The sequence below is a fragment of the Limnobaculum parvum genome (genome assembly GCF_003096015.2).
GTDB lineage: Bacteria > Pseudomonadota > Gammaproteobacteria > Enterobacterales > Enterobacteriaceae > Limnobaculum > Limnobaculum parvum.
This window is the reverse complement of record NZ_CP029185.2, coordinates 3278622-3293054: the sequence shown is the minus strand read 5'-3', so window position 1 is coordinate 3293054 and position 14433 is coordinate 3278622. Positions and strand designations below refer to the sequence as shown.

The window sequence follows — 14433 nt, the reverse complement described above, 5'->3', positions numbered from 1 at the left end:
AGGGTATAAACAACCTAATCTTTGTCTTGATTTCATGTATAAGGGCCCAATGATGAAAAGTATTAATCCCATGGAAACGGTAGCGTGGCAGGCACTTGAAAAGCATTTTGATGAGATGAAAAAGGTCACTATTAGTGATCTATTTATGCAGGATAAGCAGCGTTTTGAACATTTTTCATCGACATTTGATAATCAGATGTTGATTGATTACTCCAAAAACCGTATCACCGAGACAACATTGGCGCTTCTGCGCAATCTGGCAAAAGAGTCCGACCTTTCCGGCGCGATAAAATCGATGTTCAGCGGTGAGAAGATTAACCGTACCGAAGATCGTGCGGTACTTCATGTTGCATTACGCAATCGATCTAATACCCCGATTCTGGTTGATGGCAAAGATGTGATGCCTGAGGTGAATGCAGTATTAGCTAAAATGAAATCTTTCTGTGCTCGCATCATCAGCGGTGAATGGAAAGGTTTTACCGGTAAAGCCATTACTGATGTGGTCAATGTCGGTATTGGTGGTTCAGATTTAGGACCTTATATGGTGACAGAGGCGCTGCGTCCCTATAAAAATCACCTGAATATGCATTTTGTCTCTAATGTTGATGCTACCCATATTGCGGAAACCATTAAAACGTTAAATCCTGAAACCACGCTGTTTCTGATTGCCTCCAAAACCTTCACAACTCAAGAAACCATGACTAACGCCCATACGGCTCGTGACTGGTTCCTGAGTGCGGGGAAACCGGCTGATGTGGCTAAACACTTTGCGGCACTTTCCACCAATGCTAAAGCGGTGGCTGAGTTTGGTATTGATACCGCCAATATGTTTGAGTTTTGGGACTGGGTTGGTGGGCGTTATTCACTGTGGTCTGCTATTGGCCTGTCGATTGCACTTTCTGTTGGTTTTGATAATTTTGAGAAGTTACTTAGCGGTGCGCACGCTATGGACCGTCACTTTGCAGATATACCAGTGGAGAAAAACCTACCGGTAACATTGGCTCTGATTGGTCTATGGTATAACAACTTTTATGGTGCAGAGACGGAGGCTATTCTGCCTTACGATCAGTATATGCACCGTTTTGCCGCCTATTTCCAACAGGGAAATATGGAGTCTAATGGTAAATATGTTGACCGTAACGGTAAAGCGGTGAGCTATCAAACGGGTCCTATCATTTGGGGCGAACCGGGCACTAATGGGCAGCATGCTTTCTATCAGTTGATTCATCAGGGAACCAAGCTGATCCCATGTGATTTTATTGCGCCAGCCCACAGCCATAACCCATTAGGCGATCATCACTCAAAACTGCTATCTAACTTCTTTGCCCAGACAGAAGCGCTAGCTTTCGGTAAAGGTGCTGAAGAAGTACGGGCTGAATTTATTAAGTCAGGTCAGAAGCCAGAAGATTTTGAACAGATTGTTCCTTTTAAAGTTTTTGAGGGCAATCGCCCAACCAACTCCATTTTATTGAAAGAGATTACCCCATATAGTCTGGGGGCGCTGATTGCCCTGTATGAACACAAGATTTTCACACAGGGTGTCATCATGAATATCTTCAGCTTTGATCAGTGGGGTGTTGAACTGGGCAAGCAGCTTGCTAACCGTATCCTGCCGGAGTTGGCCGACAGTCAGGCGGTGTCCAGCCATGACTCTTCTACCAATGGATTAATTAATACCTTTAAGCAGTGGCGTTAAACAGCCAGAGCCACATGAGCAGGGGGGATTACCCCTGCTCAATTGCAAAAACAGGGGAGAACCATGCTGGAAAATATTAAACGTGCGGCACTGGTAGCACGCATACTGCAAACGGTTCTGAATTTTGGCCTGCTATTGCTGGCGGTAATTCTGATCGTGTTTCTTGGTAAAGAGACTTATGCCCTGATTCAGATGCTGTTTGTTAATACCTCTCAATCATCCAGCTACTTATTGATTGAAGGCATTGTTATCTATTTTCTCTACTTTGAATTTATTGCCTTGATCATTAAGTATTTTCAGTCAGGCTATCACTTTCCTCTCCGCTACTTTATCTACATTGGTATTACGGCCATCATCCGCTTGATCATTGTTGACCATAAAGATCCAATGGATACTTTTATCTATTCTGGCGCAATTTTGGTTTTAGTTGTGGCACTTTACTTGGCTAATACCGATCGATTAAAGCGTGAGTAAAAATTCATCAATTTTATTGACGTAATGTTAAAAAATAGTTCAGGAATAAAACCTTCGCTGTTTGCAGAGGGCTATTTTACGTTACAATGCCCTCCATTTTTATGGTTTTTTAGTTCGCTGGCTTTACTATTTTAGGGTGTTACGATGATGAGTGAAGCGCTATTGATACCAAATTGGAAAACACGAGATTGGTATTCGGCGCAAAATAATTCGTTAAGTAAACCTGTAGCAGAGTGGCTATTGGAAGAAAATTCCATGACTAGCCGCTGCGAGCGCTTTTGCCGCAACGTGACGGTCAAACCCTTATTTGAAGGATATGTTTCTGCCTCTTCACTCGGCAAAGAGCAACAGGAATTACCTATAGATACACGCTACTGGGTGCGTGAAGTCTTTTTGTTTGGTGATACTATTCCGTGGATATGGGCGCGTACCGTTATTCCAGAAATGACTCTCAGTGGCCCGGAACAAAGGCTGATTGGACTGGGCGATACCCCACTGGGGCATTATCTGTTCAGTCAGACCGCACTTGAGCGGGATTATATTCAGGTATCTTTACACGATAGTTTGTGGGGGCGGCGTTCCCGCTTGCGTCTGTCGGGTAAACCTCTGCTATTGACGGAGATTTTTCTACCGTCATCACCGTTATATTAATTGGGGGAAAATGTGACTGAAGGCAAATGGCTGGCTTACTGCCGTTTGATGCGTATCAATAAACCCATCGGGGCTTTGTTGTTGCTCTGGCCTACGCTTTGGGCGCTCTGGCTTGCTGGGAAGGAAACGCCGAACGTTTATATTCTGATTATCTTTATCATCGGTGTATTTCTGATGCGTGCGGCTGGCTGTGTGATTAATGATTTTGCCGATCGTCATTTTGACGGACATGTTGAACGTACCCGTAACCGTCCGCTACCAAGCGGCACCGTAACAGAGAAAGAAAGTAAGGTGCTGTTTTTGTCGCTAGTGACTATCTCATTCTTATTAGTTTTAACACTAAACCGGTTGACGATTTTACTTTCTGTTGCAGCAGTGATCCTGGCCTGGATTTATCCCTTTATGAAACGGTTTACCCATTTGCCTCAGGTCATTTTGGGAATGGCATTTGGCTGGTCAATACCGATGGCTTATGCCGCTGTCAGTGATGCATTACCACTTAGCTGCTGGTTGCTATTACTTGCCAATATATGCTGGACCGTAGCATACGATACGCAATATGCCATGGTCGATCGTAATGATGATTTGAAAATCGGAATTAAATCAACCGCTATTCTTTTTGGGCGTTATGACAAACTGATTATTGGCCTGCTTCAATTAGGGACCGTACTCATATTATGCTGGATAGGTTATTTAAATAATTTAGCCTCTTCTTTTTACTGGTTTCTGTTATTAGCCAGTGTGCTATTTATTTATCAACAGAATCTTATTTCTCTGAGAGAAAGAGATAAATGCTTCCGGGCATTTATGAATAATAATTATGTTGGTTTGATGATTTTTATCGGGTTCTTGGTGAGCACCTAATTGTCTTAACTGGTAAAAATTTGATTTATGATATGTATCTAAATATTAAACGCTGTTAGCATGCAAGCCGGTGTTAACAGTGGGTTCAGGGATGAACGTACGTAATATAAGACAACATATTATGCTATTCCCTCCTCGAGTTTCCCCGTTAGCAAGCTAAGGAAATATTGCTTTATTCTTTCTTTCGCTATTTATGTTCTTATATCGCAAATAAGTTAGTTTTTCATTTTGATTTATTGCTTATTCTTATTTCTTTTGTAGAACATAGATAGCTTAAAATAACAGTCATTAGGCGAGTTGTTTAAAGTATCGACTCATCATAACAGTTGTATCAAACATAAAATGAAAGAGGTTACTGATGTTAAATTTGAGAACGCCAAAGCGCATCGTTATTCTCGGTGGTGGAACAGCAGGATGGTTTGCAGCGCTGACGTTACGCCGTATTTTTAGTGCTAATGTGGAAGTTCGGGTTATTGAATCCAGCCAGATTGGTATTGTTGGCGTTGGTGAAGGTGGACTGCTGAATATTCATGATGCGCTACTGCGTAACCAGATCGACATAAAAGAGTTTATGGCAGAGACCGATGCTACTTTTAAGTGGGGTTTCAGTTATGAAGGTTGGCGTACGGGTAAAGCTGATGATAAATTCTACCATCTGTTTACCTCTGCTCGCGGTGAAGGCGCCCAGTGGGTTGAGGGTGGTTTCCTGCCATATTATTCTGCATTAATTAATCAGGGTGTACCGCTAGAGTCATGGATTCGCGGTTTCCAACTGATTAAAAATAATGCATCAATGGAAGAGGCGATTAAGGCAGTAGACGAAGATCGTACCGATCTGGTGACTTCTTTCCACTTCGACAGTTACAAAATTGCCAAATACATGAAGAAAGTGGCACTGTCTCGTGGTGTGGTTCATGAAGATGTACTGGTTAAAGATTTCGTTCGTAATGAAGAAGGACTGGTTACCAAGCTCATCACTGAGAAAGGTGAAGTTGAGCTCGACTTCCTGATCGACTCCAGTGGCCTGACTCGTCAGGTAATGGCAAAAATGCCTGGTGCCCGTTGGCAGACCTTTAAAGACTATCTGTTGATGGATAGCGCAATTCCATTCTATATGCCTCATCCAAATAAAAATCCAATGCTGATTACTCGGGCAATCACTATGGATGCTGGTTGGATGTGGCAGATTCCTCTATCTACGCGCGTTGGTGCTGGTTATGTATTCAGCAGCAAACATAAAAGTGAAGCCGACGCCATTGATGAGATTCAGAAGTATCTCGGATTTGAAATTGAGCCTCATAAAACGATTCGCTTCGATCCAGGCTGCTATGAGCAAGTGTGGATTAAGAACGTTATGTCTCTGGGCCTCTCTTCCGGTTTTGTTGAGCCGTTGGAAGCAACTTCAATTGGTCAGATGATCGAACAGTTACGTAACTTTGAGCGCGTGCTGGTATCAAGCCAAGGCATCATCTCTGAGAACAGTATTCGTGAATATAACGAAGCTAATCTGGCGTCATGGCACGGTATTCGTGACTTCCTGCGTATGCACTATGACTGTACTCGCAACGATACCCCGCTGTGGCAAGAAGTCAATAAATCGCCAATGACGGATCGTTATGCTGAATTCAGAAAATGCATTCAGGAACGTACACCTCACCTGATTGACGTAGAAAACTACGCTATCAATGGCTGGGGCGGTATCTTCCATCCGGTTAACTGGATGTCGGTTGCGGTTCCTTTAGGGCTGGTACCGGTAAGTGCAGCAGGTATGGACTTACTGTGGTTGTCTAAAGATAAGCAACAGAAAGCGCTGGATTTCGTTAAGAAGGTCCAAGAGAAGGGCTGGTAATATTGCCTTATCTATAGAACGAAAAAAAGCCTGCTGATTAGCAGGCTTTTTTGTGGCACTCATTCAGACGGTGAACTGGGTGCCCGTTGAGTTGAATCGGCACCGGTACAGCCCCTTTATCAGAGGCTGGTTACTTGCTCTGTTGGCGTTTCGTTTTCTGATGGTGCAACAGTGACGCTTTCAATGGTTAGTTTTACTTCTGGCGTCATCAGGCGAGTCAACATGTCATACATGGTCTGCATGTTTTCCGGCACGGCATCACCCACATCATTGATATATCCTTCAGTACGCAGTGTTGCCACCAACGTAGAGAAAACTGCCTTATCAAAAAATTCTGGCGCATTGATACCGTGTAAAACAGAGAGACGTTGAGCCAGCAAGCGACTCTCCTTCTCCAGCATACCGCGGTTAATACTTGGGTTATTGCGTAGCAACGAAAGTGTAATGGTATAGCGCTGTAGTGTTTCTCTGACGCCAGCGGCTAGTAACTGTAGCGTACGAATACGGGAAGGCGTCAGCACCAGTAAACCATCTGCCTGCTGGCGGATAAGATTCTGGCGTTCCAGTTCATCGATCAAGGTATCTATTACCACAGGTAGCTTTTCGTCACTGTAGTGCATAAACAGCTCTTCACGTAGCAGTGGATAGATCAGCGAAACCTGACCAATAATCTGCTGGCGGGAGATCCCATCGTGGTGCATTACAATGCTGGCGATAAGCGATGGCAGAACGAGCATATGATGAATGTTATTACGGTAATAGGTCATCAGAACCGCTTGTTCACGCGCTAATATGATGATCTCACCGGCGTTGTCTTTCTCTACCTCAAACTTACTCATTTTCAGCGCATGTTCCAGCATCTGTTCTGGCGTGCTGGATGGAACGGTCGCGTCTTTAGCATAAGGTACATTGCGTAGTAGCTGGGTATAGCAATCAAGTTGTTCCAGCAGTTGCTCGCGGGTTAGGGCCCGTTGGCGAGACGCCAATAATGCAGTACAACATAGGTTCATAGCGTTAGCTGCGGCTGCTTTATTAATGTTAACCATCAGCTTGCTAGCAATTTGATTGACAGTCGGTGTTAACCAGTTTGGTCTTGGGGTTTCTATCGGATCGATAGACTCTCTCCAGTTTGGTACATTTTGGTTCAGGTAGGTCATTAAGGGGATGGGTTCACCAAAGTTCACATAGCCTAATCCCAAATTACGTAACTTACGCATGGTACGTATTACCTGCCAGAGGTTCTCTTTCTCTTTGGTCGCGCCACGGAGTTCATTGGCGTAAGTACCCACTTCCATCACGTGCTCATAACCGATGTACACGGGTACAACAGTGATAGGGCGGTTGCCGCCGCGCAGCATCGCCTGAATGGTCATTGAAAGCGTACCGGTTTTCGGTTCCAGCAATCGGCCTGTACGTGAACGCCCACCTTCAACAAAGTATTCAACGGAATAACCACGGCTGAATAATTCGCCCAAGTATTCACGGAACACCGTAGAGTAAAGCTTGTTGCCTTTAAACGTTCGGCGAATAAAGAATGCTCCCAGCCGACGGAAAATAGGACCCGCTGGCCAGAAGTTGAGGTTGATACCGGCAGCAATGTGCGGTGGTACCAGTCCTTGATGATAGAGCACATAGGAGAGCAGAAGATAGTCCATATGACTACGATGGCTTGGTGCATAGACAATACCATGACCATCCTGTGCTAACTGACGAACGCGTTCGGCGTTATGGACATGGATACCTTGATAAAGTCGGTTCCATGTCCAACTGAGCACCCGATCAGTGACTCGCAGCGTTTCATAGGTAAAGTTAGCTGCAATCTCTTCCATCATCTCGACGGCGTTTTGTTTGGCTTTAGTCAGCGATATCTTCTTTGATGCAGCCTCTTCCTCAACCGCTTTTTCAATGGCTTTTGAGGTCAGTAATTTATTGAACAGATCCTGACGCATCGGCAACTTTGGTCCGGTTGCGGCAAGGCGCTGTCTGGCAAAGTGCATACGGGCAACGCGAGCCAGCTTTTGGGCTATGGTCTTATCGGTACCGTGCTCATTCGCCATATAACGTAATGAAACAGTTTGGGAAAAGCGTACAAAACTGTCGCGGCCTAACCACAACACCACGAAAAATTTCTGAATTCCGTTAAACAGTTGAAGGCGAGGAGCGTCATGGCTTTCATGACCTTCGCGACCAGGAGAGCGACCAAACATCACGGAGACTGGAATCATCTGGATATCCAGATCGGGATGATTGCGGTGCAGGTCCAGATAATCGTGAAATAGCTTTATTGACTCTTCTTTTGGGGCGTAATAGCTGAAAACCCGTGGGCCTTCATGAATAAAAACATAACGGGGCAGTAGCTGACCATCAATCTCATAAGGTTCTAATGGGTCGGGTAATTCCTGAGCCAAACACTGTCCACGTAGGGTTAACAGGTCTGCTTTTGAGTTATAGGGCAGGACATACAATATTGGGCGTGTGGTATCTAATCCCAGTTCAGCAATGGGATCAGAAGGAATACACTTGCTACGAACCAGCATTTTTATAGGTATATTCAATAGCTTATAGTAAAGTTTACGCCAACCAGACATAAATATTTCGAGCCTCATATAGATAACGAGTCGCCAGAATACCAGAACTCGGCGCGATCTGTGATGATGTGATGAATGATTATTGCTAAAATTGGGCAGAATTTTTTTGAGGATTGATGAATGAACCAAGTGACAGGGCTTACTCGTATCATTAAAGCAGCAGGATATTCATGGGGTGGCTTACAGGCCGCCTGGAAAAATGAAGCTGCTTTTCGTCAGGAAATTGTGCTGCTGCTGGTGGCCATTATTCTCGCCAGTTGGTTGGATGTCACCCTCGTTGAACGAATCTTGCTGATTGGTTCGGTGGTATTGATTGTGGGTTTTGAAATTATCAATAGTGCGATTGAAGCGGTCGTTGACCGTATAGGTACCGAACACCATGAGCTTTCGGGTCGGGCGAAGGACATGGGATCTGCGGCTGTACTGATTATGATATTACTGGCGCTGTTTGTCTGGGTTTCTGTGCTTTGGAGTCATTTTTCTCGATATATCTCGTAAATATGAAATATGAAGGTTTTCATCTAGCGGATACCTGTATATACTCACAGCATAACTGTATAAAAAAACAGGGTAAGGGAATCGAAAAATGAAAGCATTAACCGCTAGACAGCAACAAATTTATGACCTGATTCGCGATCATATCAATCAGTCAGGGATGCCGCCGACTCGTGCAGAGATTGCCCAAACCTTAGGGTTTAAGTCACCCAATGCGGCAGAAGAACATTTGAAAGCTTTAGCTCGTAAAGGGGTGATTGAGATCATTAATGGGGCATCTAGGGGGATTCGTCTGCTGCTGGAAACGGAAGATGTAGGCCTCCCGTTAATTGGTCGAGTCGCCGCAGGTGAACCTTTACTGGCTCAGGAACATGTGGAAAGTCATTATCAGATCGATCCGGCGCTGTTCAGGCCGCACGCTGACTTTTTACTGCGCGTTAGCGGCATGTCAATGAAAGATATTGGTATTATGGATGGCGATCTGCTTGCGGTGCATAAAACTCAGGATGTACGTAACGGCCAAGTGGTGGTTGCACGTATTGATGATGAAGTCACGGTTAAGCGTCTGAAAAAACAAGGTAATGTTGTTGAGTTACTGCCTGAAAATGAAGAGTTTTCACCCATAGTGGTTGATCTGCGTGAGCAGAGCCTAACCATTGAAGGGCTTGCAGTGGGTGTTATTCGTAACGGCGACTGGATGTAATTAAGCAATATCCAAAAATTAGATATTGGCTGATGTGAAAACGGATAGCGAATATAGCAGAAAATCAAAAAGCGCCTTAGGGCGCTTTTTGATTTTCTGTCCCTTTGAGCGAGGCTCAATACGCACCGACGTTAAGTCCAAATGGCCTTCCGATCGAGCACAAAGCAAATATTATTTCTATTTTTAAGGAGGTGAAATAGAAAGGATAATTAAAATGGATTAATAGTTAATGTATTATTTATTAGCACATTGTGAACAAATACCATGAGTTTCCAGTACGCTATGCTGAATCGTGAAGTGACTTTTTTCCGCCAGTTCTTTCAATCGTTGATCTATACCTTCTGCGTGATGCTCGGTCACTAATCCACAGCTATCACAAATGAACAATGCAGAAGTGTGCAGCGGCTCACCTACATGATGGCAAACTACATAGCTATTGGTGGATTCGATTTTATGAATAAAGCCCTGCTCAAGTAAAAAGTCGAGTGCGCGATAGACCGTAGGGGGTTTGGCTTGAGGTTCAGCGACACGCAGCAGATCTAATAAGTCATAGGCGCTGATAGCATTCTTTTGTTCCGCCATTAGGCGTAACACCAGACAACGCTGAGGAGTTAAACGCACTGCTCGCTGATCGCACAGCTTTTGGGCTTTTGTCAGCATAGACTCAATATTGGCTGATTTCATTGGTATCTCTGTTATTCACAATCCTGATAATGATTCTACCATGCTTAATAAAGAACGCCGATAGCATATCCCTCAACCGAATAATCGTGGGAAGGGCGATAACAACAGTTGCCGTTTCTATGGTAAAATGTCGGTAATCATCCCGCCGAACCCCATGCTGGTATCGCGTTCGTCGATCAAGAAAACTATCTGGTAGCCGCTAATTTCTTTATGAATTCTGATAAATCAATACAATACCCCATGCAGCGCTTTTCCGTTGCCCCGATGCTCGACTGGACCGATCGCCATTGTCGCTATTTCCACCGCTTATTAAGCGGGCAAACGCTGCTGTATACCGAAATGGTCACTACCGGCGCGATCCTGTTTGGCAAGGGAGATTATCTGGCATACAGCCGGCAAGAGCAGCCGGTTGCGTTGCAGCTAGGGGGGAGTGAACCTCAGGCGCTGGCGGAATGCGCTAAGCGCGCGGAAGAATTGGGCTATAGCGAGATTAACCTGAATGCTGGCTGTCCTTCCGATCGGGTGCAAAACGGACGTTTTGGCGCTTGCCTAATGGCGGAACCTGAACTGGTGGCTGAATGTGTCAGTGCAATGAAGCAGGCGGTTTCCATACCGGTAACGGTAAAAACACGAATTGGGATTGATGACTCTGATAACTATGAGTTTTTGCAGCGTTTTATTTCCGTTGTTTCAGAGCGGGGCGGTTGTGATAACTTCACGCTTCATGCGCGCAAAGCCTGGTTATCAGGTTTAAGTCCAAAAGAGAATCGGGAGATTCCACCGCTGGATTACTCTCGAGTCTATTTGGTTAAGCAAGAGTTCCCTCATTTGACCGTTGCCATTAACGGTGGCATTAAAACGTTGGAAGAAGCGAAGGTTCATCTGCAACATGTTGATGGCGTGATGATGGGGCGTGAAGCCTATCAGAACCCGGGGATACTAGCGCGAGTTGATAGTGAACTCTTTGGTATCGAACGGGAAATCCCTCAGGCCGCTGCGGTAATTGAGGCGATGTATCCTTACATTGAGCAGGAGCTCTCTAAAGGCACTTATTTAGGACATATCACCCGCCATATGCTGGGACTGTTTCAAGGGATCCCCGGCGCGCGTCAGTTCCGCCGGCATTTAAGTGAGAATGCGCATAAAGCCGGAGCGGATGTTGAAGTATTGCGACAGGCACTGGCGATGGTGACGGAGAAATCCAGTTAAGTTTGTTCTAAATCCAAATAGTAAAAAGCTTCTATGACAGAGTCCCTTAGACTGCGGACTGACTTACTCAACGGGCATCAATGGATATTCCGGCCGTAATGACAATTATGCGTATGTCATCATTGAGCCCGGCCGGAAAACCATCTTTAATGCAACTATTACGTTTTTTTTGGTTTTATCACGGAACGACTTACTCGTGTCCCGCCAGATTTCTTGGGCGGTATGGTGCTTCCAGTCTCGCCACCTCTTCATCACTCAACGTTAATGACAGGGCAGCGACGGCATCATCCAGATGGTGCGGTTTAGATGCACCAATAATTGGGGATGTCACCACTTTACGGTGCCTTACCCAAGCCAATGCTATCTGTGCAGGAGGAACGCCGCGGGCGGTGGCGACCTGTTCTACCGCGCTAACGATGGCATCTTCTTCTGCCTGATGGTTGTACCAATGATGTGCTGGCGTATCGGTGGTTGCCCGAATAGTTTGATTCTTTCTGGATCCAGTTAATACGCCGCGCGCCAGTGGCGACCACGGTGTGACGGCAATTCCCATCTCTTCGCACAAAGGCAACATTTCTCGCTCTTCTTCGCGATATATCAGGTTGTAGTGATTCTGCATTGAGACGAATTTGGCCAGCCCATGCTGCTCTTGTAGGGATAACATCCGCATAAACTGCCAGGCATGCATTGAAGATGCGCCGATGTATCTGGCTTTGCCGGAGCGTACGACGGTATCTAGCGCTTCAACGGTTTCTTCAATTGAGGTTTCAGGATCGAAACGATGGATGATATACAGATCGATATAGTCGGTTCCTAGGCGCTTCAGTGAGGCATCAATACTTTTCAGAATATGCTTACGGGACAGGCCTCGATCGTTAGGGTTATCGCTCATTGGGTTAAACACTTTGGTGGCGATAACCACATCGTCTCGGGGAACCATCTTCAACAGCGTTTTACCTAAAACGTCTTCGCTGGCGCCAAGGGAATACATATCTGCGGTATCAAAAAAGTTGATGCCGAGGTCCAATGCTTTTTTGATAAAGGGCCGGGTACCATTTTCATCTAATACCCATTCCCGCCATTCTGGGCTGCCATATGTCATACAGCCTAGACAGATAGGGGAAACTTTGATGCCTGTAGAACCAAAACGGACGTATTTCATTTGGGATCTCCTGTTGTATCAGTAATCATGTAACTGCTGTTGCAGTAGCCATCAATTTTCTTATCAATCACTAGCAGACAACTTTGCAATTCAGCTAGTCGGTCTTGAACTTGTTGACGGTGATGTTCCAGCAACTGTCGACGTAGATCGGCAGTGCTATCACCCTGACTCACCATCTCGGCATACTGCTGCATATCGCGCAGAGGCATACCTGTGGTTCTCAATTTGCTGAGAAACTCAATGCGATCCAGTACTCGTTGGTCATAATTTCTTTGTCCGCTGCTATCCCGATAAACTACCGGGAGCAACCCGATACGTTCGTAATATCGAAGCGTATGGGGAGATAAGCCGGTCTTTTTCGCCAGTGTGCCAATTTTCATATAACACGCCTTTTACGGATAAGAGGAATCACCTTAAGGGCTAGAGTGCACTCTAAGTCAAGCAGAATCATTTTTTGTTAGCTATTTTCCGACAGGAAAAACAAGAGGAAGGGTACGGCATGCTTCAGCACCATACCCTGAGGGAAATTAGTAAATACTTACAACAACATGCATATTATTATCCAGACAGCGCTGGTAAAAACTTATCAGTTCTTTTAATGCCTGCTCTAATTCAGCATACAGCGAATCTTTAGGTTCTGAAGTCCAGATATCAGGATAGATCTCCGAGTCGCTCAATAGTTGAGGATCAAATCGGGATTTCAACCAAACTAAATCGATCTGTTTCAGGGCGGTAATTATCGGAGGGAGTTCATTATTTCCTATGGCGGCAATAAAGTTCTCTTCATCCAGTATATGAATACCAACAACGGCATCGCTCAATGGATCATCTTCCCTAGGCTCGCTAGCGGAGCAGCCAGTCAATATAAAATGCAGACCATCCCACATTTTTCCGATGTCCAGCGTGTCGTTGTGTTCCTCCAGCTCTTCCAGTTCATCAACCAGATCGACTTCATCAAGATCTATCAGGTGGTTCAGGCCATCTTCATCAATGGCCATATAGCAGGCTTGTATTCCCATTATGGATATCCATTCGTTAGTCAGTATTATTGTGCTTTATTCTTCTTTATTCATCAGGGGATTAACAGACAGGACCCTGATGTTATTCGGCTTTCCAATGCCTGATGAGCCCGAACTGCCTCTTTAAGCGGGAATTTCTGTTCTGGTGCTACGTCCACATTAATGGCACCACTGGCGATCATGGAAAACAGTTCATTCGCCGCATGTTGTAATAGCTGTTTCGTGGTGATGTAGTGGCCCAGTGACGGTCGAGTAACATATAACCCGCCTTTTTGATTGAGAATGCCTAAATCCACACCGGTAACCGGGCCGGAGGCATTACCAAAACTGACCATCAATCCGTGTGGACGCAAACAATCCAGCGAGGCGAGCCAGGTTGATTTACCCACTGAGTCATAGACCACATTCACTTTTTCACCGTCAGTCAGTTCTGAAACACGTTTGGCAATGTCCTCTTCCTGATAGTTAATCGTGGCCCAGGCCCCATCCTTCTTAGCTTGCACCGCTTTTTCAGCAGAACCTACGGTACCGATGAGCTTAACGCCCAGCGCTTTTGCCCACTGACAGGCAATTTTACCTACACCACCGGCAGCAGCGTGAAATAAAATGGTTTCTCCCGGTTTTACCTGATAGGTCATATGCAGTAAATAATAAACCGTTAACCCTTTCAAGAAGGAAGCCGCCGCCTGTTCAAATGAGATAGCATCCGGGAGTTTGGCCACTTTATCCGCCGCTACGCAGTGGACATCGCTATAAGCCCCTAATGGAGATTGGGCATAGACCACCCGATCGCCAACGTTAATGTGTGTTACTCCGGCACCCACTTTTTCTACGATACCTGCGGCTTCGGTACCTAATCCTGAGGGGAGAGACGGTGTTGGATACAGGCCGCTACGAATATAGGTATCAATATAGTTAATTCCGATAGCTTTGTTGGCGACTAACACTTCATTGTCGGCTGGTTGTCTTGGGGGAAAATCAACATATTTCAGCACTTCCGGACCGCCATTTGCAGCAAATTCAATACGTTTAGCCATAA

At 45.4% G+C, this 14433-nt stretch carries 14 protein-coding genes; 8 read left to right on the top strand and 6 right to left on the bottom strand.

Translation table 11 applies throughout. The annotated features are described in order from the left end of the window. Nucleotides 1-52 precede the first annotated feature (52 nt). From pgi to HYN51_RS13750, 5 genes are all read left to right on the top strand, one after another. Nucleotides 53-1696: a glucose-6-phosphate isomerase gene (gene pgi, locus HYN51_RS13770; RefSeq protein WP_108900547.1), complete on the top strand. Its 1644-nt coding sequence runs from the start codon at nt 53-55 to the stop codon at nt 1694-1696. Nucleotides 1697-1759: 63 nt separating this feature from the next. Continuing rightward, nucleotides 1760-2170, top strand: coding sequence for a phosphate-starvation-inducible protein PsiE (gene psiE / locus HYN51_RS13765; RefSeq protein ID WP_108900546.1), 411 nt, complete (start codon nt 1760-1762; stop codon nt 2168-2170). 147 nt (nt 2171-2317) lie between these two features. Beyond that, on the top strand, nt 2318-2821 hold the full coding sequence (gene ubiC, locus HYN51_RS13760; protein WP_407936353.1) for a chorismate lyase: 504 nt from the start codon (nt 2318-2320) through the stop codon (nt 2819-2821). A 48-nt stretch (nt 2822-2869) separates the two neighbouring features. Continuing rightward, complete coding sequence (gene ubiA / locus HYN51_RS13755; RefSeq protein ID WP_230514069.1) at nt 2870-3685, top strand: 4-hydroxybenzoate octaprenyltransferase; 816 nt, start codon at nt 2870-2872, stop codon at nt 3683-3685. A 358-nt stretch (nt 3686-4043) separates the two neighbouring features. Continuing rightward, a complete protein-coding gene (locus HYN51_RS13750) occupies nt 4044-5534 on the top strand; it encodes a tryptophan 7-halogenase (RefSeq protein WP_108900544.1) in 1491 nt (496 codons plus the stop codon). A 119-nt stretch (nt 5535-5653) separates the two neighbouring features. Here the strand turns inward: HYN51_RS13750 and plsB are convergent, their stop codons facing one another. Continuing rightward, nucleotides 5654-8122, bottom strand: a complete 2469-nt coding sequence (gene plsB, locus HYN51_RS13745; RefSeq protein ID WP_108900543.1) for a glycerol-3-phosphate 1-O-acyltransferase PlsB — start codon at nt 8120-8122, stop codon at nt 5654-5656. A gap of 120 nt (nt 8123-8242) precedes the next feature. Between plsB and HYN51_RS13740 the strand changes: the two genes are divergently transcribed. Next, the gene (locus HYN51_RS13740) at nt 8243-8620 is read left to right on the top strand and encodes a diacylglycerol kinase (protein ID WP_108900542.1); all 378 of its coding nucleotides are present in this window, start codon (nt 8243-8245) and stop codon (nt 8618-8620) included. A gap of 88 nt (nt 8621-8708) precedes the next feature. After that, nucleotides 8709-9320 (top strand): transcriptional repressor LexA, encoded by a 612-nt coding sequence (lexA, locus tag HYN51_RS13735; RefSeq protein WP_108900541.1) that lies wholly within the window; start codon nt 8709-8711, stop codon nt 9318-9320. Between the two features lie 234 nt (nt 9321-9554). Here the strand turns inward: lexA and zur are convergent, their stop codons facing one another. Next, nucleotides 9555-10004: a zinc uptake transcriptional repressor Zur gene (gene zur / locus HYN51_RS13730; RefSeq protein WP_108900540.1), complete on the bottom strand. Its 450-nt coding sequence runs from the start codon at nt 10002-10004 to the stop codon at nt 9555-9557. Nucleotides 10005-10214: 210 nt separating this feature from the next. Here zur and dusA point away from each other — a divergent pair, with 210 nt between their 5' ends. Further along, complete coding sequence (gene dusA, locus HYN51_RS13725; protein WP_108900539.1) at nt 10215-11213, top strand: tRNA dihydrouridine(20/20a) synthase DusA; 999 nt, start codon at nt 10215-10217, stop codon at nt 11211-11213. A gap of 190 nt (nt 11214-11403) precedes the next feature. Here dusA and HYN51_RS13720 read toward each other — a convergent pair whose 3' ends face one another. From HYN51_RS13720 to HYN51_RS13705, 4 genes are all read right to left on the bottom strand, one after another. Continuing rightward, nucleotides 11404-12375, bottom strand: coding sequence for an aldo/keto reductase (locus HYN51_RS13720; RefSeq protein WP_108900538.1), 972 nt, complete (start codon nt 12373-12375; stop codon nt 11404-11406). Then, the gene (locus tag HYN51_RS13715) at nt 12372-12755 is read right to left on the bottom strand and encodes a MerR family transcriptional regulator (protein WP_108900537.1); all 384 of its coding nucleotides are present in this window, start codon (nt 12753-12755) and stop codon (nt 12372-12374) included. The genes HYN51_RS13720 and HYN51_RS13715 overlap by 4 nt, the downstream gene beginning before the upstream one ends. A 147-nt stretch (nt 12756-12902) precedes the next feature. Beyond that, on the bottom strand, nt 12903-13394 hold the full coding sequence (locus HYN51_RS13710) for a YfbM family protein (protein ID WP_108900536.1): 492 nt from the start codon (nt 13392-13394) through the stop codon (nt 12903-12905). Between the two features lie 53 nt (nt 13395-13447). Next, the gene (locus HYN51_RS13705) at nt 13448-14431 is read right to left on the bottom strand and encodes a quinone oxidoreductase (protein WP_108900535.1); all 984 of its coding nucleotides are present in this window, start codon (nt 14429-14431) and stop codon (nt 13448-13450) included. Nucleotides 14432-14433: the final 2 nt, after the last annotated feature.

Coding starts and splice junctions, on each gene's coding strand:
- pgi (WP_108900547.1), top strand. CDS start 53: ATGAAAAGTATTAATCCCATGGAAACGGTAGCGTGGCAGGCACTTGAA.
- psiE (WP_108900546.1), top strand. CDS start 1,760: ATGCTGGAAAATATTAAACGTGCGGCACTGGTAGCACGCATACTGCAA.
- ubiC (WP_407936353.1), top strand. CDS start 2,318: ATGAGTGAAGCGCTATTGATACCAAATTGGAAAACACGAGATTGGTAT.
- ubiA (WP_230514069.1), top strand. CDS start 2,870: ATGCGTATCAATAAACCCATCGGGGCTTTGTTGTTGCTCTGGCCTACG.
- HYN51_RS13750 (WP_108900544.1), top strand. CDS start 4,044: ATGTTAAATTTGAGAACGCCAAAGCGCATCGTTATTCTCGGTGGTGGA.
- plsB (WP_108900543.1), bottom strand. CDS start 8,122: ATGTCTGGTTGGCGTAAACTTTACTATAAGCTATTGAATATACCTATA.
- HYN51_RS13740 (WP_108900542.1), top strand. CDS start 8,243: ATGAACCAAGTGACAGGGCTTACTCGTATCATTAAAGCAGCAGGATAT.
- lexA (WP_108900541.1), top strand. CDS start 8,709: ATGAAAGCATTAACCGCTAGACAGCAACAAATTTATGACCTGATTCGC.
- zur (WP_108900540.1), bottom strand. CDS start 10,004: ATGAAATCAGCCAATATTGAGTCTATGCTGACAAAAGCCCAAAAGCTG.
- dusA (WP_108900539.1), top strand. CDS start 10,215: ATGAATTCTGATAAATCAATACAATACCCCATGCAGCGCTTTTCCGTT.
- HYN51_RS13720 (WP_108900538.1), bottom strand. CDS start 12,375: ATGAAATACGTCCGTTTTGGTTCTACAGGCATCAAAGTTTCCCCTATC.
- HYN51_RS13715 (WP_108900537.1), bottom strand. CDS start 12,755: ATGAAAATTGGCACACTGGCGAAAAAGACCGGCTTATCTCCCCATACG.
- HYN51_RS13710 (WP_108900536.1), bottom strand. CDS start 13,394: ATGGGAATACAAGCCTGCTATATGGCCATTGATGAAGATGGCCTGAAC.
- HYN51_RS13705 (WP_108900535.1), bottom strand. CDS start 14,431: ATGGCTAAACGTATTGAATTTGCTGCAAATGGCGGTCCGGAAGTGCTG.